The following is a 22,797-nucleotide window of genomic DNA, read 5'->3' as shown; positions in this document are numbered from 1 at the left end:
GCCTAGGGTAAGGTATGCTTAGCTTAAATTAAAGCCGAAATAGTCCATAACGGTAGAAAAAAATGATTCTCTGGTTTGTTCAGAAGCTGTTTGGCGGCAAGTAGACCACCATTTACTTATAACACTCATGCCTATGCTTTCCATAGTTTCAGGCTTCTCATTCTCTATAGCCGAAACAGTTTCTCTGCTTATGCCAATTCGGTTTGCGAGTTCTTCTTGAGTAAAACCAGCCTCTTTTCGCAAAGATTTTAATTGAGCACCGCTAAACATCTTTCTACGGGACATATTGTTAAACTTCCTAATTAACCACTTGGCAAAAAACTTACCGGAAAGACTATAAGATATTCTAGCGCCCGAGTAAATTAAAAAGTTATAACAAATTCGTCACTTTATTTGGCTAGTTAGGTGTAATTGTTTTCAGAAGTAATGAAAGTTACTCTTGAATCAGGACTTTTATCCTTAAGTCATATACAATGCGCGGCCAAAATCATTAGTCAATTGTTTAGTAAAGAGTATTTTCATGTCCTTTCAACAAGAAGTTGATAAACGTCGTACATTCGCGATTATCTCTCACCCAGATGCCGGTAAAACCACTATTACTGAAAAAGTCCTTTTGTTTGGAAATGCCTTACAAAAAGCAGGAACTGTAAAAGGTAAAAAATCAGGCCAGCATGCCAAATCTGACTGGATGGAAATGGAGAAAGAGCGGGGGATATCAGTTACAACCTCGGTTATGCAGTTTCCATATCAAGATCATTTGGTTAATTTATTGGATACCCCAGGGCATGAAGACTTCTCAGAAGATACCTACCGCACACTAACCGCGGTAGACTCATGCTTAATGGTTATCGATGCGGCTAAAGGTGTAGAAGCTCGAACAATTAAATTAATGGATGTTACTCGCCTGCGAGACACGCCTATCATTACTTTTATGAATAAATTAGATAGGGATACCCGTGACCCAATCGATTTACTAGATGAAGTTGAAAATGTACTTAATATTAAATGTGCTCCTATTACTTGGCCAATTGGTATGGGGAAAGAGTTTAAAGGCGTTTATCATTTGTTACGAGACGAAACTATTTTGTATCAAACGGGGATGGGCCATACCATTCAGGATGTGCGTATTGTCAAAGGCTTGGACAATCCAGAGCTAGACGAAGCAATCGGTAGTTATGCAGAAGAATTAAGAGAGATGTTAGAGCTTGTGCAAGGAGCCTCACATGAGTTTAACCATGAAGAGTTTTTAGCCGGTGAGCTCACCCCAGTGTTTTTTGGAACCGCAATGGGGAACTTTGGTGTAGACCATATGTTAGACGGTTTAGTTGAATGGGCACCTTTGCCACAAGGTCGTGAAACCAATGAGCGTAAAGTAGAGTCTAGCGAGCAAAAATTCAGTGGTTTTGTTTTTAAAATCCAAGCTAATATGGACCCAAAACATCGAGACAGAATTGCTTTTTGTAGGATTGTCTCAGGAAAATATGAAAAGGGCATGAAAATGCATCATAGCCGAATTGGTAAAGATGTACGTATCTCAGATGCTTTAACCTTTTTAGCCGGTGATAGGGAATTATTAGAAGAGGCCTATGCAGGTGACATTATTGGTTTGCATAACCATGGTTCAATTCAAATCGGCGATACCTTTACCGCGGGTGAAAAATTCCGTTTTGCTGGGATCCCGAATTTCGCACCAGAGTTATTTAAGCGCATTCGTTTGAGAGATCCACTCAAGCAAAAGCAACTGCAAAAAGGGCTCATACAATTATCTGAAGAAGGTGCAGTTCAAGTTTTCAGACCTTTGCAGAACAATGATTTAATTGTTGGTGCTGTAGGGGTATTGCAGTTTGATGTTGTGGTTGCGCGTTTGAAGGGTGAATACAATGTCGATGCCATGTATGAACACGTCAATGTCTATACTGCGCAATGGGTTACAGCACCAGATGCAAGAACCTTGGATGAGTTTAGGCGTAAAGCTGAGTCTAATTTAGCGTTAGATGGCGGTGACAATTTAACTTATATTGCGCCAACTAGAGTTAATTTGTCATTGGCACAAGAAAGATATCCTGAAATTGAATTCCATACGACGAGAGAGCACTAGGCCTCGAATTTTTGAGACAAAATTTAAATGAATTTACATACCTTTTTATTAGAAAAATTTAAAACTGCACTTAGCACAATTGGTGCTCCAGATGGCACCCCTGCGCCTTTGAGTAGAAGTACTCGTGCAGGTTTTGGTCATTATCAATTTAATGGTGCCATGGGGCTTTCTAAGGTTTTAAAGCAGAACCCACGAGAAATTGCACAGAAAATTGTTGAAGCCGTCGATTTAGATAACGAGGTTGAAAAGCTTGAAGTCGCAGGTCCAGGTTTTATAAATATTCACTTCAAGCCCCAGTGGATAGCCAAGCAGTTACAGGGGGCAAATGCAAACCCACGCCTTGGTATCGAAACAGAAGAGCAACAAAACATAGTCGTAGACTATTCAGCGCCAAACCTTGCAAAAGAAATGCATGTGGGCCACCTACGAAGCACTATTATTGGTGATGCGGTCGCTAAAACTCTAGAGTTTTTGGGACATAACGTTATTCGTCAAAACCATATGGGGGACTGGGGAACACAATTTGGAATGTTGCTTGCCCATTTGAATGATAAATTAGCGGCTAATGAAGTGGCTGAAACCGCATTGTCTGACTTAGAAGATTTTTATCGTGAAGCTAAGGTTCGCTTTGATAACGAAGAGGGGTTCGCAGATAGGGCGCGAGACTATGTTGTAAAGCTACAAGGTGGAGACCCTCAATGTATGCAACTGTGGCAAAACTTTATCGATGTATCTATTGCCCACAGTGAAGAAGTTTATGACAAATTAAATGTAACCTTAACCAGAGCTGATGTCATGGGCGAAAGTGCCTATAACGATGACCTAGCTACAACGGTAGAGGCGCTTAAATCAAAAGGTATTGTAGTTGAAGATCAAGGTGCACAAGTCGCATTTTTAGAAGAAATGGCGGACAAGGAAGGTAATCCTGCTGTTTATATTGTGCAAAAATCTGGAGGAGGTTATTTATATGCCACCACTGATTTAGCGGCTATTCGATACCGCAATGGTAAGCTGAACGCTGATCGTACTCTTATCTTTACCGATGCTCGTCAAGCTTTACATTTTAAGCAGACAGAAATAGTCGCCCGTAAAGCCGGCTTTATAAAACCCGAGCAAAGTTACGAACATTGCCCTTTTGGTATGATGTTAGGCAATGACGGTAAGCCATTTAAAACTCGTACTGGTGGTACTGTAAAATTAGCTGAATTGTTAACCGAAGCTATCGAACGTGCAGAAGTGTTGATCAACAAACGTGAGTCAGACTTGAGCTCTGAAGAACGTAAAGTTATTGCTGATAAAGTAGGTATAGGCGCTGTTAAGTATGCAGATTTAAGTAAAAATCGCACAACAGATTATATCTTTAATTGGGACTCAATGCTCAGTTTCGAAGGTAACACTGCACCTTACTTACAGTATGCTTACACCCGTGTACAAAGTATCTTTAGAAAAGCCCATGTTGACGATGTTAACTTGCAGGCCGATATTGTTTTAACTGAAAATCAAGAGCAATTACTAGCTGTAAAATTAATGCAATATGTTGAAGCTATTAAGCAGGTATCTGCGGAAGCGACACCTCATGTGTTATGTACTTATATTTATGAGCTTGCTAGCTTGTTCATGAGTTTTTATGAAGCTTGTCCAATTCTTAAAGATGGAATCGAAGAAGGCACCAAAAATAGTCGCTTGATGTTAGCCCAACTGACTGCAAAAACACTGCAATCGGCTTTAGACTTGCTAGGCATCGAAACCATGGAAAAAATGTAGGCTTAATCGTAGGAGCTTAGTTTCATCTATAAAAAACCGCTAATGAAAGCGGTTTTTTTGTAGGTAAACAAAATATGAGTTTTATAACTTATTCAGGTTTACTTAAAACAAACTCTAATTCTGGATCAACTATTAAGCGGCCCGACATCGCTTCTCTTCCCAGTAACATGAGATATTTCATTTCTGAACGGTCCGTTAACGTAAGTTCAATACTCCATTGAGTCCCGGCTATTAAAATGTCAGTTTCGATAACATGGCGTTTTTGCAGTGTTGCATTTGAGCTTTTAACTTTACGGACACTTTTTACCTTAGCTTCTCTTTGCACAACCTGGGTTACATCGTGGACATCAGGGTGTATGTCAAACTGTACCCAAGCATCCCCATTTTTTTCAAACTCTAAAATGTTATCTACGTGCAATGACGAAGTTGTCGCTCCTGTATCAACCCGTGCCTCAAGCCCGCTTAAGGATAAAAATGGTAAATCACATAATTCTAAAGCACCGACTAAATGTTTGTTATTAATCATAATTATTACTCATTAATAGACAATGGATGGTTCACCAAGAACAAGGTTATCTTGCAATAGCTCAAGGTTTTCCGCTACTGAGTCTGGTTTTCGAAAATAGGCGATATGGTACATCGCTTCACCTTCTTGGGTAAGCGGGATGTTTTGTTTACCTATAACTACGCCTTCTTCAGGACAGGTAACCGAGCTAAGCTCTGTTCCATAAGGATCTGAAATAGACGCAAGGACACTACCTTTACAGACATGATCTCCCAGTTGGGCTATATGATTAACAAATCCGCTTTCGGTTGCTCTAACCCAGCCACTTTGCCTAGCAATGAACCTAGATATTTCATGGCCTTTACGGGCTCGCTTGTTGAGCATACCAACGTGACGCATGACATTGATGATGCCTTTTACCCCAGCACGAATAGAAAACTCATCGTAGCGCAGTGCTTCACCGGCTTCATATAGAATAACTTTTACACCTAAATCTCCCGCTGCTTGGCGTAAAGAGCCTTCTCTAATATCCGCATTTAGTAGAACAGGTAAGCCAAATGCTTCGGCCATAGCTAGTGTTTCGGGGTCGTCAAGGTCTGCTCTAACTTGAGGTAGGTTACTGCGGTGAATCGCACCCGTGTGTAAATCTATCCCCACATCACATTTGTTGACTATCTCTTTAATAAATAAATTAGCCAAGCGGCCAGCAAGAGAACCTTTTTTGCTACCCGGGAAGCTTCTGTTTAAGTCACGACGGTCAGGAAGGTAACGGCTTTGGTTTAATACGCCATACACGTTGACTATGGGTACCGTGATCAAAGTACCTCGCAATGATTTTATGGATTTACTTTTCATTAAACGGTTAATGATCTCAATACCGTTTAGTTCATCCCCATGAATTGCACCACTAACAAACATAGTAGGGCCATCGCGCTTACCTCTTTGTACATGTATTGGCATAGACAAAACAGTGTCTGTGTATAAAGGAGGCATAGGCAGCTCTATGCGCTTTGTCTCTCCAGGGAGAATACTCACACCACCTATTTCAAGAGGCTTCATTTAGCCTTTTCCTTTTGTTTTGTTGCTATTAGGTTTGGCATTTTTTTCAATACACTGAATAATCATACTTGCTACGTCTTTACCAGTTGCAGTTTCGATACCTTCTAGCCCAGGTGAAGAATTAACTTCCATGACGACTGGGCCAGAACTTGCTCTTAGTATGTCTACACCACACATACTCAAGCCCATAGTTTTAGCAGCATCTACAGCTGTTTTTCGTTCCGCAGGAGATAAGCGAACTATGCTAGCCGAGCCTCCTCTATGAAGGTTGGAACGAAACTCACCCGGCGCCGCTTGGCGTTTCATTGCGGCGATGACTTTGCCATCAACCACCAAACAGCGGATATCTGCACCTCCAGCTTCTTTGATATATTCTTGAACTAAAATGTTGGCTTTTAACCCCATGAAAGCTTCAATAATTGCCTCTGCGGCTTTTTGAGTATCAGCCAGTACAACACCAATGCCTTGGGTACCTTCAAGTAGCTTGATAACAACCGGAGCTCCCCCAACATTTTTTATCAAATCATCGATTTTATCTGGGTGATGTGCAAAACCAGTACGAGGCATTCCTATGCCTTTTCTGGACAGTAATTGTAATGAGCGTAATTTGTCACGAGACCTGCTAATAGCTACCGACTCATTGATGCTGTAGGTTCCCATCATTTCAAACTGTCTAACAACAGAAGTGCCATAAAATGTTACCGAAGCGCCTATTCGCGGAATCACGGCGTCATAATATGGAAGGGGTTTACCTTTGTATCTAACTGATGGTCTGTTACTGGTAATATCCATATAACAATGCATGGTATCAATAACATCTACTTGATGCCCAAGTGACGTGCCAGCTTCAACTAACCGACGAGTAGAGTAAAGCTTAGGGTTTCGAGACAATATGGCGATGCGCATGTTTAATTTCCAATTTTGATAAGTGGCGCATATTACGACTAGTTAATCACTAACGTAAAGCGTTAAATTCCTATAACAAATTAAAGTAATGTGTATACTCAATTTTTTATCACTTTATTCCTAAAATAGCTAAATGAAATACTTCAATTTAATCGCTGAGAATCAGTTTTTTCTTACATTTGTGACCGCTTTTATAGCCTTATCGACCAAATATTTAATCGTTAAATGGTTACGTAGCCATGCTAAAAGCAAAGGGGCTGATAAGCGAGATTTAGTTAACAATGTTAAGAACTTTCTCAACTTTATGATGATTGTGCTTATTTTAGGAATATGGTCTCACGAAATTCAAAAGTTTGCTTTCTCGATAGCCGCTTTTTCTGTTGCTATTGTGTTGGCAACTAGGGAATTTATTCAATGTGTGATTGGCTTCTTTTATTTAGTGTCAACTCGCCCGTTTCGTATTGGTGATTGGATTGAAGTAGGTGAGTTTGTTGGTGAAGTTTCGGCAACAGACTGGATTAAAAGCACGCTGCTAGAGGTGAATATTGAGAATTACGAATACACAGGTAAAACCCTGTTTATTCCAAACAATAAATTAATGACAAGCCCCATTAAAAATCTAAACTTTTTAAAACGTTATGCGACTCATCACTTCATCATAACGCGAGATCAAAGTGTTAATCCTTTTGTATTTATCGATAAAATTTTAGAAAACGCTAAGCAATACTGTGAAGATTTTTATGACGTTGCTGTTCGTTATAATCAAATGATTGAGCGCCGCTTAGATGTCCCTATTACTGGACCTGATCCGCAAATCAAAGTGTCTACAACTGAATTAGGAGACACTGAGATTGAAATTACTATTTTTTGTCCTACTGAACGAGCCATTGAAATTGAGCAAGCCATATGTGCCGACTTTATGGGTTATTGGTATGCGCAAAAAGAAAATGGGAATGGATTATCCCTAGCACAATCATGAAGTGAGGCGAATTATAGTGAAGGGCACTGTTATTAGCCATTAAAATCCGTTAAAATCGCCGCCCTTTTATACTGTGACTATCTCGTATTTTATGTTTGAAATAAACCCTGTCAACAACGCTATCGCCGATATAAGACAACGTGCTTTGTCGCTTCGGGGGTATCTTTGACTATGATCAAAAGAAAGAGCGACTCGAAGAAGTAAACCGTGAACTAGAAAGCCCAGATGTTTGGAATGAGCCGGAAAGGGCCCAAGCACTAGGAAAAGAGAAAGTCGCGCTGGAAATGGTCGTTGAGACAATCGACCTTCTGCAACAAGGAACAGATGATGTTGAGGGCTTAGTTGAACTAGCCGTTGAAGCAGAAGATCAAGAAACCTTTGATGAGGCTGAGTCTGAACTTTCCGAGCTTACCAAAAAGCTAGAAGTGCTTGAGTTTAGGCGCATGTTCTCTGGCCCCAATGATGCTAACGATGGCTATATTGATATTCAATCTGGCTCTGGTGGTACTGAAGCACAAGATTGGGCAAATATGTTGTTGCGCATGTATTTGCGTTGGGGCGAAGCCCATGGGTTTAAGACTGAGTTGATTGAAGTGTCTGATGGTGATGTGGCAGGTATTAAGAGTGCAACAATTCGCTTTAGTGGTGATTATGCATTTGGCTGGCTTAGAACTGAAACAGGTGTACACCGTCTTGTAAGAAAGTCTCCCTTTGACTCTGGCAGTCGCCGTCATACGTCATTTGCGTCTGTGTTTTCTTATCCAGAAGTTGATGACGATATTGAAATTGAGATTGACCCTTCAGACTTGCGTATCGATACATACAGAGCGTCTGGAGCAGGTGGACAGCACGTAAACCGGACAGATTCAGCGGTACGTATTACCCACGAGCCTACTAATATAGTGGTGCAGTGCCAAAACGATCGTTCGCAACATAAAAATAAAGCTCAAGCCATGAAACAACTTAAGGCTAAGCTGTATGAGCATGAAATGCTTAAGCAAAACGAAGAAAAACAAACTATGGAAGATGGTAAATCAGACATAGGTTGGGGCAGCCAGATACGTTCATATGTGCTAGATGACTCTAGAATTAAAGATTTACGTACCGGCGTTGAAACCCGTAATACACAAGCCGTTTTGGACGGTGATTTAGATAAATTTATACAAGCTAGCTTAAAATCTGGGTTGTAAGACTCTTTAAATTAAAGATATATCAGGAAAGTCGATGACTGAACAAAACCAAGATGAAAACAAATTGATTGCAGAGCGTCGCGTCAAGCTTGCTCAAATAAGAGAAAACTGCAAATCAAATGGTTTCCCCAATGATTTTCGTCGTGAATTTTATAGCGATGAATTACAGCAAGAATTTGGCGACTATGAAAAAGCTGCATTGGAAGAGCTAGGTAAGGTAGTGAGTGTTGCTGGGCGTATTCTGGCAAAACGTGGTCCTTTTTTATTGCTGCAAGATATGACTGGGCGTATTCAGTCTTACGCTGCTAAAGATACCCAAAAAGATATCAAAGAAAGATATGGTAGCTTAGATATTGGCGACATTATTGGAGTAAAAGGTGAGTTACATAAATCCGGTAAAGGGGATTTATATGTCAATATGACAGAATATAAGCTTTTGACTAAATCTTTACGTCCTTTGCCTGAAAAGTTCCACGGCTTAGCTGATCAAGAAACTAAATATCGTCAGCGTTATGTTGATTTGATCACTAACGAGCAAACTCGCGATACCTTTATGATCCGCAGCAAAGTGGTAAGTGGTATTCGTAACTTCCTCACAGAACGTAACTTCATGGAAGTGGAAACTCCCATGCTACAGGTGATACCAGGTGGTGCAACAGCTAAGCCTTTTACTACTCACCACAATGCTTTAGATATAGATATGTATTTGCGTATAGCGCCAGAGCTGTACTTAAAGCGCTTGGTTGTAGGTGGCTTTGAGCGTGTGTTTGAAATTAACCGTAACTTTAGAAATGAAGGCTTATCTACTAGGCATAATCCTGAGTTTACTATGCTAGAGTTTTATCAGTCTTATGCTGACTATCACGACTTGATGAACCTGACCGAAGAAATGCTACGTAAAGTTGCACAAGATGTTTTAGGTACCACAATAATTAAAAATACGACCAAAGATGCTGAAGGTAATGTGGTAAGTGAAGTGGATTATGATTTTGGTCAGCCATTTACTCGCTTAACCATGAATGAAGCTGTCTTAAAGTATTGGCCAGAAGCTAATGCCCAAGCGATAAATGATCCTGAGAACCATTTGCCAGAACTAAAAGCTATGGCTAAACAGCTACACATTAAAGAGCCTGAAGTCGACGGTATTTGGGGTGCAGGTAAATATTTGTGTGAAATTTTTGAAGCCACAGCTGAAGAGAAGTTAGATCAACCGACTTTTATCACGGCTTACCCTTGGGAAGTGTCACCACTTGCTCGTAGAAATGACGAGAATGCATTTATCACTGACAGATTTGAGTTTTTTGTTGGCGGACGTGAGCTAGCTAACGGTTTCTCAGAGCTAAATGATGCTGAAGATCAAGCTGCACGTTTCCGTAAGCAAGTGGAAGAAAAAGATGCTGGTGACGACGAAGCTATGCATTTTGATGAAGATTACATACGCGCCCTTGAATATGGTTTACCGCCTACAGCAGGTGAAGGAATAGGTATTGACCGTTTGGTGATGTTGTTTACTGACAGCCCAACCATTAAAGACGTAATTTTATTCCCCCATATGAAGCCAGAAACTCCTGCAGAATAGTTTTTTGTTTCAATAAATATTAAGGACGCTTAGGCGTCCTTTTTTATGGGCGTTTTATAGAAACCTATTGCAGATAAACTTAACTACTCATTAATAAGCGGATTCTAGTTTAAGTATTTCTTCATACAAATATCGGTTAGCTGGTGTGCTAATCCCATGTTGCTTACCTTTATTACTGACATAACCGTTAATAAATTCAACTTCTGTTTGCCGCTTGTAGTAAACATCTTGGTGCATAGATGAGTAGTTGTTAGCGGTAGTATTAAGGACTTTATTCACATCATTAAGTAGCGCTTCAGGCGATATGTTAAAGCCTTCAGCGTGGAGCACCTGTGATACTTCAGAGCAAATATTGATGAGTATCTCGGTGTAAGGGGCCTCGGCTAGCACGCCATTTTTCACATTATGAATGGCGGTAAGTGGATTTATTGCTGAGTTGATAGCAAGCTTTTTCCAAAGTGCTAGCTGTATTGTTTCATGCCAAACACTAGGTGGTAGCAGCATTGATAATGTTTCTTCAATCACGTTTCTATTGCTTACCGGTGATGTTACCCAGCCTAGGTGCGTTTCACCTAAGCCTGTTTCTTTGACTGAAGTATCAGTGGTTTTAAATGCGCCGTAACTAGTGGTAGCTGCAATGATCGGGTTGTTAGGGTAGAGCAGCTTGACTTGTTCTATAGTGCCCATACCGTTATGCAATAAAACTAGTGTATGGTTAGGCTGTATTTTATGCCTTAATTGCTTTAGTGCGCCAAGCACTTGGTATGCTTTTATAGGTAAAACTATGATGTCGAAATTAGTTGCACTTGTGATAGCCGAGTTTTTAGGGTGAATAACTGTTTTACGCCCATTAATATTTTCAATCTCTAGAGTGATATCAAGTTTGTTTTTTAACAGAAGCTGGTATTCGATATTTTGATTCTGGCACTTGTAAGCAATTAGGCTACCTATTGCACCTTTGCCGACAATGGCTATTTTAGGTTTAGCTTTACTCATGGTTAAGGTAACGAGTTGATTGTATATTTTGGCCAGTTTAACGACCAAGGTTGTTGCTGGTTACTTATCACTGCTTGAGTATCAAGCCCAGTGAAGTATTCGCCCTCAGACGGAGGACACATTAGAGCAATGGGCATGTCTTTGTAGGTAAACTTAATGGCAAATGCATGTAGATAGGTTCTATCTGAAGCTTGTCCGCCATAGAGCTCATCTCCTAAAATTGGGGCGCCTAGGCTTTTTAATGCGACCCTTATCTGATGAGTTTTTCCAGTTAATGGTTTTACTAAGTACAGGCGTAAGTTTGGAGCAACTGAAAAGCTAAAAAATTGCGTCAAAGCTTGCTGGGTATGAGTGCCATTTAAGATCCACTTTCCATCTCTTACTTTTTTCATGCCGCCTTTTATTGAGCCCTGTTTTTTTTTAGGTTTTTTAGTCGATAAAGCTAGGTAGTATTTCTCAATTTTCCTTTGCTCAAATATATGACCAAATGATGCGGCTGCCTCGGCGGTTTTCGCAAGAATGAGTATGCCTGAGGTGATTTTATCAAGGCGGTGTACAAGCCATAACTTTTCGATATCTAGTTGCTGGCATATAACGGGCAAAATCCCTTGCTGCCTATCCTCGTTCTGAACGGCTATCTGTGACGGTTTATCAACTATAATAAAATCTGAATGGTCGAATAAAACTCTTATTGTGGGGTTCAACAAATGTACTCTTTTAAATTACTGCAATAATTGCAATGCTAGAATGTAATCAAAATCATTAATTGCGTTCTTGATCGCATTTTTTACATCATCCGCTAGATCTAAATCTTGCATAAATTTTTGCATTTTACTTTCAGATATAAATTCATTGCGCTTTAAAGCTGCCACTAATAATTGCTTACTTCCGGAGTCAGCTACTTGTTCAGGCTGGTCACTATTATTTTTTATGAAATCAGTAATCGCTAAAATAGTTGTTGTTACTATTTCTAGATACTCAGTAATATCTGTTTCTTGTACATCTGCAGATAACTTTGGCTCTAACTCTTTTGAAGCCTGATGCAATACTTCCATTCCTAAATTACCACTCACTCCTTTTAAGGTGTGCACATCTCGCTGCAAAGTTTCAAAATCACCTTGTTTGATGAGTTCATTGAGTGTCTCATTAAAGCTAATATATTGTAGCTGGAATTTATCTAAGATTTTTATGAGTAATGGACAGCTGCCACTAAACTGACGCAGTGCGAACTCACTATTGAAAATATCTTTACTAGCGTCCATTCGCTACCCTTATAGTTTATGATAGGTTTATATTAGCAGTTAGGCTTATGATTTTAATAGTCAATTAATAAAGATTTCTATGTTAAAAACATTACTTTCAACTAGTTAATGTTTGCGATGTTTAAAAATTATTCAGATGGATGTTATTGCGCTCGTCACTAGTTACTTTATCCCTCATCTGAGGGTAGACTAATAAACTATCTTTAATTGGAATCAAAACTCAATAAACACGTTCTGTTTTAATTGAAACTAGGACGTTTACGTTTTTCGTCTAAGGCATACCTGTTCAGTTACATGTTATCTTGATAAAACATAATTAACAGGTTAAGCATACGGGTCATTGCGCTCACAATTTTTTATATTGGATACTATTTTGCAAGTAAATAAAACATCTTTTTCTGAGCGTTTAGCTAGGTTACAAACACCACCTATTATGAGTTCATTGACTGGTATAAAGCATGGGGTAGAGCGTGAAACTTTGCGTATTAATCCAAATGGTGGATTGTCGCAAGCTCCCCATCAAGTATCATTAGGTGCTGCGTTAACCCATGAGTTTATAACGACAGACTTTTCCGAGTCATTACTAGAGTTTATTACCCCTCCAGAAGTGTCCATTGATAAAACTATTGGGCAACTTAAAGACATACATAAATTTGTCCTCTCTAATATCGACGAAGAGCGATTATGGCCAATGAGTATGCCATGCTTTATTGAAAATCAAGACGCTATTCCCATCGCTAATTATGGCACCTCTAATGTAGGAAAAATGAAAAGCCTGTATAGAGTTGGGTTAAAGAATCGATACGGGAGCATGATGCAGGCAATATCTGGAGTGCATTTTAACTTCTCATTACCTGATGAATTTTGGCAACAATGGCTGCTAGCTGATGGTGAGCAATTAGTAAACAAAGATTCAATTTCGGCAGCATATTTTGCATTAATTCGTAACTATCGACGTTTTTGCTGGATTATTCCTTATCTTTATGGTGCATCACCTGCGCTATGTGGCTCATTCATTAAAGGCAAGGAGTCTAAATTACCATTTAAAAAGCTAGGGAAAGGTACCTATTACCTACCTTATGCTACCTCTCTTCGTATGAGCGATCTAGGCTATACAAACAGTGCTCAATCTGGGTTAAACATATGTTACAACAAGGTCGATACTTATATTGAGTCTTTGAGAGCTGCGATAAATCAGCCTTCTGATGTTTACAAAAAATTTGCAGGTAAAAAAGATGGCAACTACCAGCAACTTAATAGCAATGTACTACAAATTGAGAATGAGCTGTATTCACCAATAAGGCCTAAGCAGCCAACTCGCTCATTAGAGAAGCCAACGGATGCATTAGATGAAAGAGGGGTAAGTTACATTGAGGTAAGGGCTTTAGACGTAAACCCTTTTACTGCGATAGGCATTGAGCGTAATCAGTTCTTTTTCTTAGATGTGTTTTTGTTGTATTGCTTAGTTAAGCCCAGCAGCTTAATGGATGCTGCGCAGTATCAAGAGACCGAAACGAATCTAAATACAGTCGTTGCGAGGGGACGTGAACCAAAGCTTGAGTTGACTTGCTCCGCTAAAGCAATTGAATTAAAAGAATGGGCATTACAATTATTCTCTGATATGAAAGAAATCGCTGAAATATTAGACAGTGCCAATAAAACCGATGATTACTCAGTGGCATTAGAAGTTGAAAGGCAGAAAGTTTTAGACCCAAGTTTAACTCCGTCAGCCCTTGTTTTAGAGCAACTAATTGAGCAAGGAATTGATAATGGCACTTTGGGCTTAAATTTGGCAGAGTCCTTCAAAAATGAATTAGCCAATGTGAATTATGAGTACATGAGTGCAGATGAATTAGTTAAACAGGCTGAGTTATCAATACAAAAGCAAAGGTTAATTGAGCAACAGGACACTATATCCTTTGATGAATTTTTGAGTGGTTATTTTCATAAAGTAGATGACAAATAAAAAAAGCCTGACATATGCCAGGCTAAACGTTACTACTAGGGAAATCACACACTTTCAAAAACACATACTTTAAGAGTAGACGATGAAACAAAAGTTCACAAAAAAACTCTTTTTACTGAGAAAAATAATAGCTTGTTTACTCATCGTCTTCTTATTGGGTGGCTGCGCTAATTCTCCCCCAAAAAATATCAGTAATATTTGTGATATTTTCTTTGAGAAACGAGATTGGTTTGATGTTGCCACAGATATGAAAGAGAAGTGGGGAGTACCCATTCATGTCCCTATGTCTATGATGTATCAAGAAAGCTCCTTTAAAGCAAAAGCTCGCCCTCCTAAGGATTACATATTTTTTGGTCTAATACCTTGGGGCCGAGTGAGCTCTGCTTATGGCTATTCCCAAGCAAAAACGCCGACCTGGGATGATTACAAGCGAGAAACAAAGAACTCATGGGCTGATAGAACTGACTTTGGTGATGCAATGGACTTTATGGGATGGTTTATTTCTAAAACCCACAAGGTAAATGGCATTTCAAAGTGGAATGCAGAGTTACAGTATATAAATTACCACGAAGGTTGGGGCGGATACCGCAGGGGAAGCTACCATCAAAAGCCATGGTTAAACAAAGTTGCTAAAACAGTAGCGAGCCGTTCTTTGAGATATGCGACTCAGCTCAAAGGGTGTGAGGAGGAGTTATCTCGAGGGTGGTTTTGGGGGCTTTTTGATTGAATGCAAAATAGGCTAGCTTAAAATAATTCGATCCATATCTTTAAAAATAATGTAAATTGTATGTGTGTTTGATGTTTTTTATTTGTAAGTTATTTTTAGGTGTAAGCCATCTAAATGGTACACATTAGGGTTTAACTAATAAAGGGTGTCTATGAAGGGAATTGTTTTTGTAAAGTTTAATGAGTTTATCGAGGAGTTATGGGGTGATGAATTTTGGGATGAACTTTTAAATGAAGCTAACCTCGAGAGTGAAGGCGCCTACACAACCGTAGCGACTTATGACGATGAAGAGTTATTTACACTAATAGGGCTTGTTGTTGAGAAACAAGGTATAACATCAAAAGACGCCCAGTTTGCTTTTGGTAAGTGGGTCTTCAAAGAATTATTTAATATCGCACCAGCTGGCGCCCATGATTTTAAAGATGTATTCGAGTTTTTACATGCGGTGCAAAATTTCATACATGTAGAAGTTCAGAAGTTAAACCCAGACGCTTTACTCCCCGAGTTTGAGTTTTTATCTGAAACCCCCACCATATTAACCTTTGAGTACTTATCTCCCCGTAATTTATGCTATTTCTGTGAAGGGATTATATATGGGCTTGCAGAGCATACAGGCCAACAAATAAAGGTATCCCAACCAGAGTGTAAGCATGAAGCATGTCATCGCTGTGTTATTGAGGTTGAAAAAGTTTGAGTGCTACGAATAACTCTTCATTATCTGTAGATAGCTTAGAGAAGCGGGTTGCCATTCTGGAGCGAAAAATCGCGAGAGAAAAGAAAGCTAGGATGAGCGCAGAGAATAAATTAGAGAGTTATTCTTTAGAAATTTATCAAGCAAATCAATCTTTGAAAGCTGCCTTAGTTTCATCTACATTAAAGCAAAATGAATTAGAGTATTTACGATATACCGCCAGTGACCTTGTATCTGAGATTGAGCTGGAGCAGTTATTAAATACTTCTGTGGCTCGAGCTGCGACATTTTGTCAGTCTGATTGTGGCTGCATCATTGTTACGGATAAGAAAGGAATTGTTCAGGGTAATTTGAAGTACCTTTGGAGTTCGAATGATGAATGGGGAGAGAAGGTCAATTTAGTTAATATTTTAGAATCTTATTTACCTGTATATGCACAAAAATCAGAGAATATATGGAAAGTCTGTGATTTAGATACTGATATCAGCATAGGTACAAGCCAGATCAAACAAGTCAGTTATAGTCACCTTACTTTATCAGAAGATGAAATGACTTGGCTTATTCTACTTAACAGCAGTAAAACTGTAACCCCAGATCAACTCTTTGCGCTTAATGTTGGCCTTGAGCAATTGTTAAGTGGGGTGCGTAAACGGTCCGCAGATGCCAGTCTGTTAGAGCGAAATGCTGAGTTACAAGAATCATTGGATAAGCTTGAAAAAGCCCGTCGTCAATTAATTCAATCGGAAAAAATGGCTTCTTTGGGTTTATTGGCTGCAGGTGTTGCCCACGAAATTAATAATCCCATAGCATTTATTCGCGCTAACATGGAGGTTCTTCAGGAATATCTTGAAGATTACAAATCATTACATGCTAGTTTAAAGGCCCTTATAATAAACAGCGAGTCAATATCTACAGCTGATTTTAAGGAGGTTATTGAAAACGTCGACTTGGAATTTATTGATGAAGACTCTGTAGATTTACTCAAGTCTAATATTGAAGGCCTAAAACGAGTAAATAACATAGTCGATGATTTAAAAAGTTTTTCTCATTCTGGTGGAGAAGAGCTAACCGCCATCTCGATTACTGATTGTGTAGAGGCCGCGCTAAGAATCACTGATAACGCATTTAAATATGATCACCAAGTTGAAAATCAGCTTACAGGCTTGAGTTTAGTTACTTTGGGCAACTTTGGGCAGTTGCAACAAGTATTTGTTAACTTATTCATGAATGCGGCTTATGCGATGGATGCTGGTGGCAAGCTGACTATCTCATCTACAAAAGATGAAAAACGCTTGGTTATTCATGTTAAAGATACTGGTCAAGGAATGGATAAACAAACAATTAGTCAATTGTTTACGCCATTTTTTACCACAAAACCAGTTGGGGTTGGGACTGGATTAGGTTTATCTGTTTCCTACGCAATTCTAGAGGCTCATGGAGCCTCGATTACAGTAGAGTCAGAGCTTGGAGTAGGCACTACTTTTAGCTTGTCGTTTCTGGACCATTCTCAGGTGTAACCGGTGGACAATCCTCTACGATTAGTGAGAGTGGGGCGGCTTGGCTTTTTTCAAACTGCAGCAACTTACTGATAGTTTTGTTAGTAAATACATGACCTTCTGGTAAAACCAAAATATGTGCATCATTGAATATGTTACATTTTAACGTCATACCAGCTTTGAGGGCATGTGATGGGATCGGCTTTTCAATAAATTCATCAGAAACTATATCTGGGGTATTTAGAAGTATCTCTAAAACCTTGGGATCATAACGGGTTCCCAAAAACTTTTTCATGGTAAGCCTGACTTCGGTTTCATCCAATTTTTCTGAGTTAATTCGTCCTAATGAATAACGCCAGAAATCCCTAGCCACTGATAGAATTTTTGCACCTATAGGTATTTGAGAATCAAAAAGTTGATTGGGCCCGCTTCCGTTAAAATTCTCAAATTGACATGTGATGATGTCTGACACTTCTTGAAGGTGTGTTGCAGGCCCGAGTATTAACTGTGCAGTCTTTGTTTGGTCGATATATTCTTGCTTTTGATTAAAGTTAAGTTCATCAAAAGGTTTACAGTAGATAGCTGTATCTAAACCAAGAAGTCCAATTTCACACAATAAAGCTGCAAAAGTAATGTTAGCGACTTCTAACTTCGGGAGTTCTAGTTTTTCAGCTAAATTTTTTGCTAGCACGCTAACACTATTGGCAAAGCTACCACTGAGATTAGGATTGATACTTATTAGATTGTACAATACCTTTTGAGTGGCCTGATTGTTGTTTTCATTGCGCTTTAAGGCTAGCTGAATCTGTTTAGTTTTTAACTGTATTTTACTTTCTAGGTTTTGATTTAACTCTTTTAATTTTGCATTCTGGAATTTTATTAACTTTTGCAGTCTGGTGTTTTCATTTTTAAGTTTAACATTTGATAACCCTTCTTCGATTGCATCAATAATTTCTTGGTTTTCCCAAGGTTTTTGAAGATATCGATGAATTTTTCCTTTGTTGATTGCTTCAATGGTTGACTCCATATCGGAGTAGCCAGTGAGAAGAATTCGATAGGTATCAGGTGACAAAGTAGACACTTTACCCAGTAAAGCTGCACCAGACATGCCCGGCATTTTCATGTCAGAAACAATTAAATGGATCTTTTGTTTCTCTATTATCTGAAGGGCTTTTTCTCCATTTTCGGCTAAAAGTAATTGATAATTTTGCTTATATAGCAAACGCTTCATAGATTTGAGAATATTTAATTCATCATCCACACAAAGCACCGTCATAGGCGGTGTATCTAAACTGTTTTCTTTGTTCATAGAATTTCTCCTTTGTGTGTACTCTTATCTTTGACTGGCAATATAATACTAAAACAGCTCCCTTCATGAAGTTCACTTTTAACGGTTAACTCCCCTCCATGCTCTTGAAGTATTCCGTAAGAAATTGACAAACCTAGGCCAGTTCCCACTCCTTCTTTTTTTGTTGTAAAGAATGGGTCAAATAGTTTACTTAAATGTTGAGGTTCGATACCAGAACCGTTGTCTAAAATGGATACAATTACATTATCATTTTTCAGGTGGGTTGTTATTGTAATGATTCCCTCTTTGCTAATGGCTTGCCCAGCGTTAATCAGCAAGTTCGTTATTACTTGGTTGATTTTATTTACATTAATTAAAACTTTGGGAACTGAATTTAAGTGTTTTTCAATTTTACAATGATATTGAAGTTGATTACTTACTTTACTTAACGTTGCCTCCACACACGCATTTATATCAAACCACTCTTTTTCATCTGAGTCTGCACGTGAGAATTGCTTTAAACCTTGAACGATATTTTTAACCCTAGATAGTCCTTCAACAGACTCTTCAATAAGTTCCTTTGTATCTTGGTTAATATAGCCAAACTCTTTATCTTGAGCCCATTTTAATAATTCTAAAAGCTTACGTGTTTGTGTGTCAGATGCTACATTAGATAGCATAATTAAGTGTTCACTTAACTGTCGATAGGTATTGGCATAATCTTTAAGCGAGCTTAAATTACTGGTAACAAATGCTATCGGGTTGTTAATTTCATGAGCTACACCTGCTGCTAATATGCCGATAGAGGCCATTTTTTCGGCTTGAATAAGTTGCTGTTGGGTTGCGTGAAGTTCTAGATTAGATTGCTCTAATTGATGGTTACGTTCGTTAAGTAAAGAAGTACGCTCGGTTACTTTTTTCTCTAGTGTTTGATTGAGCATCTTCAAATCATTTTGATATTTTTCTTTTCGTTCGTGCTCTGTTTCTAAGTTAGTCACTAGTTTGTTAAAGGCTTCTGCGACTTCTGTTAACTCATCTTTACCATTAATTTCAATTTTTGTATTGGAGTAATCCCCATCTTCAATTTTGGTTGAAATTGTTCTAGCGCCTTGTCTTAAACGCTGCAACTGCTTGGTTAGGTAAGTACCTAAAACAAAAGAAAATAGGCCAACTAGTAGCATTTCAATTAAAGCGATACCACTTGTCCAGTTTTGAATCTTTTGGATTGATTGTTCAATACTTTTGACTTCGATACCCAGTTGAACTTGCCCATATATGTGCCCTGCTTCACTTATTAGACCAAAGCTATCGAAGACTCCATCAGATACTAAGTCTAACTCTTCGTCAGCTTTAAATTGCAAATTTAATTGTGTTTCGTTTCCGGCCTGAGCCAGAACCTGCTGCTCACTGTTTATTATTCTAATGTAGCTAATGTCAGGGTTTTTGATAAGCTCGTTACTGTAAGCTTCTAGGGAAGCAAGATCATAAGATAAAACTGAATCTTTTGCTGTTGCGGCAAAAAGAGTTGTTATTGTGGAGGCTCGCTTAACAAGTCTATCGTTCATGGTATCACGCATAAAATCCACGGCTGTGAATACTAATAGGAGTAATAAGCTTGCTTCAATAAAAGCAACCCCCAGTATAGTTTTGTTACGTAATGACAATTGCATTTTAAGCCTTCTAATTGGTTGAGCTTTCGTTCAATAAGAGTTCAATATTGAGGGCTCTAACATCGTCCCAGTCACTATTTTTGGCGCTATCAATTCCTTTAAAATTTATAGTACTTAATAAGCTTTTACCTTGTTCACTATTATTTAAGTCATCTAATGCGTTCATGACTTTTTGTTTAGTGGTTTCAGAGACTCTAGGATGCACTGCAAACGCATGGGGAGTGTACCCTTTGGTTTCCCATATAGTAATTAATTGGGATTTGATTGCATCTGGCATATTATTTAATGTACGTTTAATGCCACCTCCAGCAAGAAAGAAACCTTTAGATACATTGAGATAAACAGAATCGTGGGAAGATACATATTGGGTGGTAAATGAAACCCCATGTTTTTTAAGCTCCGCAATAGGAAGTATACTAGCGGCAAATGCAGCAGGGGCAGGAAACGCTAATTGGGTTCCTTCTAAATCTTCAATTTTTCTTATATTGCTATCTGCTCTCGTAACAATTACGCCCTGTATTGTTTTTCCTAGTTGTTTGGCAATTGCTTGGTACCCAGGCTCTTTGTTAAACACCACGAAGTGATAGGGGTTCATATATGCAAAATCATATTCTCCAGCAGCTAGTCGCTTCTCGAAAGTAGGAATATCACGAGCGGTGTTAAATTCAATGTTGATGCCACTTGTTTGACTAATTTGTTCAAGTATAGGTGTCCATAAAGCTGCTAATCGTTTGGCTGACTGCTGTGGAACAATACCAAAGGTTAGGGAAGTGTTTTGTGCCATTACTCCACTGGAAAAGCTGGAAAGTAAGGAAAACAATATGAGCATTCTTAACATTTCTACACCTCTTTAATTCTAATCTTATCGAGTAAGTTGATTGACGAGGTCTAATAAATGATCTTTTTCAAAAGGTTTTGAAATAGCAGCATCCGCACCTAACTCTTTGGCTTTATCTAGACTGTTTTGATCAAGTGCTGATATCACTAGGATTTTCAAACTATTGAAATCATCTTGCTTTCTAAGGTGTTCAAGTAATTCAAACCCATTAAGACCTGGCATACTTAAGTCTAAGGTCATGAGTGCTGGTTGCTTTTGCATTAACTTACTACCTGCTAGAAAGCCGTTGGTTGCAGTATCGCATTCAAAACCAGAGCTTCTTAGGACGCGTTTAATAGCATTTGCCATGTTTTCATCATCATCTACTATTAAGATAGTTTTTGACTTTGGTAAAAAGTCTTCGGGTATGGGCATATTGTTTTCATTTAAGAAACTCAAAAAATCTTCAACCGTGACGCGATTATTGCCTCTGCCTGGTAACTTGTATCCTTTCAAACTACCTTTCTCTATCCATCGAATAACAGTGCGCAAGTTGACATCGCAATACTTAGCAATGTCTCCTGTGGTTAAAGATTTTGATTTAGTCATCAGTACAACTCCCGTGATTCAATTGTCATTTATATCATAATGTTATTATTGGACATATATGACTAAAGTATTATATACGACATTTGTGACAATTGATACATTAGTTGCACGAAATTAATGGCTGCTTTAATAATGTGCACAGGTAAAGGATTAATGAAGAATGCTTTTCTTCTGATGTTGTTAAATTTTTTTGGAGTACAAGGCCTTCAAGCTTTTGAGGTTTCAAGTAGCGCTATACTCAGATATGAGAATGAAACAGACCAAGTTAATTTAACACCAAGGAAAAGGGTCAGGCTGATTGCGTCAGTTGCTGCTACACACCATGTTAATAAGAGGTTGTCAGTGGTTAGTCAGGTAAGAACGGGGCTTAAAAATCGTCAAAATGTGCCTGCTGTTACTCTCTACCAAAAGACTAATAACCCAAGTGGTGATAAAGACATTTTTATTTCACAGCTGTATACAAGGTTTAGTCTTAACAATTTATCCGCTACTTTAGGGAAAATTCCTTGGCAATCTAAGCAAATCTCGGATCTATTTTGGGACAGACATTTAAACCCTATTGGTTTGCATCTCGAATATAGCCTTGCCCAGAGACAAAAGCTGGTATTTGCAACATTTAACCCCCTTGATGGGCAAACTAATACTGTTGGGCATATGTCGCTCATTCAATATCAAACCGTGCTCGCTGTTGATAATGCATTGATTACCTTGTCGCCGTGGTTTGTGGACTATACTGGTGAAGTAGGGGCTAATTTTGCTACTGGTGATACACAGTTTGATAATCGGTTTTTACGTTTTTCTGGTTCAATAAAGCTAGATGATGTGCGCTTTGGCCTGGACTTGGGGTGGTCAATTCATGATGTCCCTAATGAGTTGCACGAAGAGTTTTCTAAAGAGAGGCAAAGCTATGTTATCGAGTTTCGAAAAGGCTCGTTAAGCAAGGTTGGCCACTACTTAACTGAGCTAAAGTATATTTATGCTGAGCGTTTTTCGGTAGTAACAGAGTTTGCACAAAATGCCTCGAGTCGTTTTGCTACTAGTAATTATAAAGGTTGGGATTTTCGTATTCGGTATAAGTTAACGTCTAAGCAGTGGCTTGGAGCGAGAATATCTCAAACTAAGCGCTTAGTAGGGGAGCCTGAGCAAAGTGTGCGCTTCAGAATAGAAACCAAACTTTCATTTTAGGGAATATATT

At 38.8% G+C, this 22,797-nt stretch carries 21 protein-coding genes; 10 read left to right on the top strand and 11 right to left on the bottom strand.

Features of this window, described 5'->3' with window-relative positions:
• Window positions 1-18: 18 nt before the first annotated feature.
• Window positions 19-285: a helix-turn-helix domain-containing protein gene (locus ACMUMK_RS10050; protein ID WP_414700987.1), complete on the bottom strand. Its 267-nt coding sequence runs from the start codon at window positions 283-285 to the stop codon at window positions 19-21.
• Between the two features lie 235 nt (window positions 286-520).
• Here ACMUMK_RS10050 and prfC point away from each other — a divergent pair, with 235 nt between their 5' ends.
• Both prfC and argS read left to right on the top strand, forming a co-directional pair.
• Complete coding sequence (gene prfC, locus ACMUMK_RS10045) at window positions 521-2,098, top strand: peptide chain release factor 3 (RefSeq protein ID WP_414700986.1); 1,578 nt, start codon at window positions 521-523, stop codon at window positions 2,096-2,098.
• Between the two features lie 27 nt (window positions 2,099-2,125).
• Window positions 2,126-3,862, top strand: coding sequence for an arginine--tRNA ligase (gene argS / locus ACMUMK_RS10040; protein ID WP_414700985.1), 1,737 nt, complete (start codon window positions 2,126-2,128; stop codon window positions 3,860-3,862).
• Window positions 3,863-3,950: 88 nt separating this feature from the next.
• Here the strand turns inward: argS and ACMUMK_RS10035 are convergent, their stop codons facing one another.
• From ACMUMK_RS10035 to rimK, 3 genes are read right to left on the bottom strand one after another with little or no spacing between them, the layout of a single operon-like run.
• The gene (locus tag ACMUMK_RS10035) at window positions 3,951-4,385 is read right to left on the bottom strand and encodes an ATP-dependent zinc protease (RefSeq protein ID WP_414701402.1); all 435 of its coding nucleotides are present in this window, start codon (window positions 4,383-4,385) and stop codon (window positions 3,951-3,953) included.
• Window positions 4,386-4,400: 15 nt separating this feature from the next.
• A complete protein-coding gene (locus ACMUMK_RS10030) occupies window positions 4,401-5,426 on the bottom strand; it encodes a succinylglutamate desuccinylase/aspartoacylase family protein (protein ID WP_414700984.1) in 1,026 nt (341 codons plus the stop codon).
• A complete protein-coding gene (gene rimK / locus ACMUMK_RS10025) occupies window positions 5,427-6,332 on the bottom strand; it encodes a 30S ribosomal protein S6--L-glutamate ligase (protein WP_414700983.1) in 906 nt (301 codons plus the stop codon).
• 133 nt (window positions 6,333-6,465) lie between these two features.
• Between rimK and ACMUMK_RS10020 the strand changes: the two genes are divergently transcribed.
• The 3 genes from ACMUMK_RS10020 (at window position 6,466) to lysS (ending at window position 10,080) form a co-directional block, all read left to right on the top strand.
• Window positions 6,466-7,311: a mechanosensitive ion channel family protein gene (locus ACMUMK_RS10020; protein ID WP_414700982.1), complete on the top strand. Its 846-nt coding sequence runs from the start codon at window positions 6,466-6,468 to the stop codon at window positions 7,309-7,311.
• Between the two features lie 91 nt (window positions 7,312-7,402).
• Window positions 7,403-8,501, top strand: a protein-coding gene (prfB, locus tag ACMUMK_RS10015) for a peptide chain release factor 2 (RefSeq protein WP_414700981.1) whose coding sequence is annotated in 2 segments (ribosomal slippage) — window positions 7,403-7,477 and window positions 7,479-8,501 — 1,098 coding nt in all. Because the reading frame shifts where the segments join, the coding sequence is not laid out codon by codon here.
• A gap of 34 nt (window positions 8,502-8,535) precedes the next feature.
• Window positions 8,536-10,080 carry a lysine--tRNA ligase gene (lysS, locus tag ACMUMK_RS10010; protein ID WP_414700980.1) on the top strand — a complete coding sequence of 515 codons (1,545 nt, stop codon included), beginning with the start codon at window positions 8,536-8,538 and terminating at the stop codon, window positions 10,078-10,080.
• 90 nt (window positions 10,081-10,170) lie between these two features.
• Here the strand turns inward: lysS and ACMUMK_RS10005 are convergent, their stop codons facing one another.
• Genes ACMUMK_RS10005 through ACMUMK_RS09995 form a run of 3 tightly spaced genes read right to left on the bottom strand, consistent with a single transcriptional unit; the run spans window position 10,171 to window position 12,338 of the window.
• Window positions 10,171-11,076 (bottom strand): ketopantoate reductase family protein, encoded by a 906-nt coding sequence (locus ACMUMK_RS10005; RefSeq protein WP_414700979.1) that lies wholly within the window; start codon window positions 11,074-11,076, stop codon window positions 10,171-10,173.
• A gap of 2 nt (window positions 11,077-11,078) precedes the next feature.
• Complete coding sequence (locus tag ACMUMK_RS10000; protein ID WP_414701401.1) at window positions 11,079-11,780, bottom strand: TIGR01621 family pseudouridine synthase; 702 nt, start codon at window positions 11,778-11,780, stop codon at window positions 11,079-11,081.
• A gap of 18 nt (window positions 11,781-11,798) precedes the next feature.
• Entirely contained in the window at window positions 11,799-12,338 is a 540-nt protein-coding gene (locus tag ACMUMK_RS09995) for an Hpt domain-containing protein (protein ID WP_414700978.1), read from the bottom strand.
• 373 nt (window positions 12,339-12,711) lie between these two features.
• Here ACMUMK_RS09995 and gshA point away from each other — a divergent pair, with 373 nt between their 5' ends.
• From gshA to ACMUMK_RS09975, 4 genes are all read left to right on the top strand, one after another.
• Window positions 12,712-14,304, top strand: a complete 1,593-nt coding sequence (gshA, locus tag ACMUMK_RS09990) for a glutamate--cysteine ligase (protein WP_414700977.1) — start codon at window positions 12,712-12,714, stop codon at window positions 14,302-14,304.
• A gap of 82 nt (window positions 14,305-14,386) precedes the next feature.
• On the top strand, window positions 14,387-15,031 hold the full coding sequence (locus tag ACMUMK_RS09985; RefSeq protein ID WP_414700976.1) for a hypothetical protein: 645 nt from the start codon (window positions 14,387-14,389) through the stop codon (window positions 15,029-15,031).
• Between the two features lie 151 nt (window positions 15,032-15,182).
• Window positions 15,183-15,725 carry a heme NO-binding domain-containing protein gene (locus tag ACMUMK_RS09980; protein ID WP_414700975.1) on the top strand — a complete coding sequence of 181 codons (543 nt, stop codon included), beginning with the start codon at window positions 15,183-15,185 and terminating at the stop codon, window positions 15,723-15,725.
• Window positions 15,722-17,239 (top strand): sensor histidine kinase, encoded by a 1,518-nt coding sequence (locus ACMUMK_RS09975; RefSeq protein WP_414700974.1) that lies wholly within the window; start codon window positions 15,722-15,724, stop codon window positions 17,237-17,239. Before ACMUMK_RS09980 ends, ACMUMK_RS09975 begins: the two co-directional genes overlap by 4 nt.
• Here ACMUMK_RS09975 and ACMUMK_RS09970 read toward each other — a convergent pair.
• The 4 genes from ACMUMK_RS09970 to ACMUMK_RS09955 are packed head-to-tail and all read right to left on the bottom strand — an operon-like array spanning window position 17,205 to window position 21,602.
• Window positions 17,205-18,527 carry an HD domain-containing phosphohydrolase gene (locus ACMUMK_RS09970; RefSeq protein ID WP_414700973.1) on the bottom strand — a complete coding sequence of 441 codons (1,323 nt, stop codon included), beginning with the start codon at window positions 18,525-18,527 and terminating at the stop codon, window positions 17,205-17,207. The two genes, ACMUMK_RS09975 and ACMUMK_RS09970, sit on opposite strands and share 35 nt — an antisense overlap.
• A complete protein-coding gene (locus tag ACMUMK_RS09965) occupies window positions 18,524-20,176 on the bottom strand; it encodes an ATP-binding protein (protein WP_414700972.1) in 1,653 nt (550 codons plus the stop codon). Before ACMUMK_RS09965 ends, ACMUMK_RS09970 begins: the two co-directional genes overlap by 4 nt.
• A gap of 10 nt (window positions 20,177-20,186) precedes the next feature.
• Window positions 20,187-21,014, bottom strand: a complete 828-nt coding sequence (locus ACMUMK_RS09960) for a PhnD/SsuA/transferrin family substrate-binding protein (protein ID WP_414700971.1) — start codon at window positions 21,012-21,014, stop codon at window positions 20,187-20,189.
• A gap of 24 nt (window positions 21,015-21,038) precedes the next feature.
• Window positions 21,039-21,602: a response regulator gene (locus ACMUMK_RS09955; RefSeq protein ID WP_414700970.1), complete on the bottom strand. Its 564-nt coding sequence runs from the start codon at window positions 21,600-21,602 to the stop codon at window positions 21,039-21,041.
• A 153-nt stretch (window positions 21,603-21,755) separates the two neighbouring features.
• Here ACMUMK_RS09955 and ACMUMK_RS09950 point away from each other — a divergent pair, with 153 nt between their 5' ends.
• The gene (locus ACMUMK_RS09950) at window positions 21,756-22,787 is read left to right on the top strand and encodes a hypothetical protein (protein WP_414700969.1); all 1,032 of its coding nucleotides are present in this window, start codon (window positions 21,756-21,758) and stop codon (window positions 22,785-22,787) included.
• Window positions 22,788-22,797: the final 10 nt, after the last annotated feature.

The sequence above is a fragment of the Paraglaciecola sp. 2405UD69-4 genome (genome assembly GCF_047525415.1).
Taxonomy (GTDB): Bacteria; Pseudomonadota; Gammaproteobacteria; order Enterobacterales; family Alteromonadaceae; genus Paraglaciecola.
The sequence above is the reverse complement of the archived record's forward strand: the minus strand, read 5'-3'. Positions and strand labels throughout refer to the sequence as shown.

Bases quoted from the DNA above. Each gene is read 5' to 3' on its own strand.
- ACMUMK_RS10050 (WP_414700987.1), bottom strand. From the start codon at position 285: ATGTCCCGTAGAAAGATGTTTAGCGGTGCTCAATTAAAATCTTTGCGA.
- prfC (WP_414700986.1), top strand. From the start codon at position 521: ATGTCCTTTCAACAAGAAGTTGATAAACGTCGTACATTCGCGATTATC.
- argS (WP_414700985.1), top strand. From the start codon at position 2,126: ATGAATTTACATACCTTTTTATTAGAAAAATTTAAAACTGCACTTAGC.
- ACMUMK_RS10030 (WP_414700984.1), bottom strand. From the start codon at position 5,426: ATGAAGCCTCTTGAAATAGGTGGTGTGAGTATTCTCCCTGGAGAGACA.
- rimK (WP_414700983.1), bottom strand. From the start codon at position 6,332: ATGCGCATCGCCATATTGTCTCGAAACCCTAAGCTTTACTCTACTCGT.
- ACMUMK_RS10020 (WP_414700982.1), top strand. From the start codon at position 6,466: ATGAAATACTTCAATTTAATCGCTGAGAATCAGTTTTTTCTTACATTT.
- lysS (WP_414700980.1), top strand. From the start codon at position 8,536: ATGACTGAACAAAACCAAGATGAAAACAAATTGATTGCAGAGCGTCGC.
- ACMUMK_RS10005 (WP_414700979.1), bottom strand. From the start codon at position 11,076: ATGAGTAAAGCTAAACCTAAAATAGCCATTGTCGGCAAAGGTGCAATA.
- ACMUMK_RS09995 (WP_414700978.1), bottom strand. From the start codon at position 12,338: ATGGACGCTAGTAAAGATATTTTCAATAGTGAGTTCGCACTGCGTCAG.
- ACMUMK_RS09985 (WP_414700976.1), top strand. From the start codon at position 14,387: ATGAAACAAAAGTTCACAAAAAAACTCTTTTTACTGAGAAAAATAATA.
- ACMUMK_RS09980 (WP_414700975.1), top strand. From the start codon at position 15,183: ATGAAGGGAATTGTTTTTGTAAAGTTTAATGAGTTTATCGAGGAGTTA.
- ACMUMK_RS09970 (WP_414700973.1), bottom strand. From the start codon at position 18,527: ATGAACAAAGAAAACAGTTTAGATACACCGCCTATGACGGTGCTTTGT.
- ACMUMK_RS09965 (WP_414700972.1), bottom strand. From the start codon at position 20,176: ATGCAATTGTCATTACGTAACAAAACTATACTGGGGGTTGCTTTTATT.
- ACMUMK_RS09960 (WP_414700971.1), bottom strand. From the start codon at position 21,014: ATGTTAAGAATGCTCATATTGTTTTCCTTACTTTCCAGCTTTTCCAGT.
- ACMUMK_RS09955 (WP_414700970.1), bottom strand. From the start codon at position 21,602: ATGACTAAATCAAAATCTTTAACCACAGGAGACATTGCTAAGTATTGC.
- ACMUMK_RS09950 (WP_414700969.1), top strand. From the start codon at position 21,756: ATGAAGAATGCTTTTCTTCTGATGTTGTTAAATTTTTTTGGAGTACAA.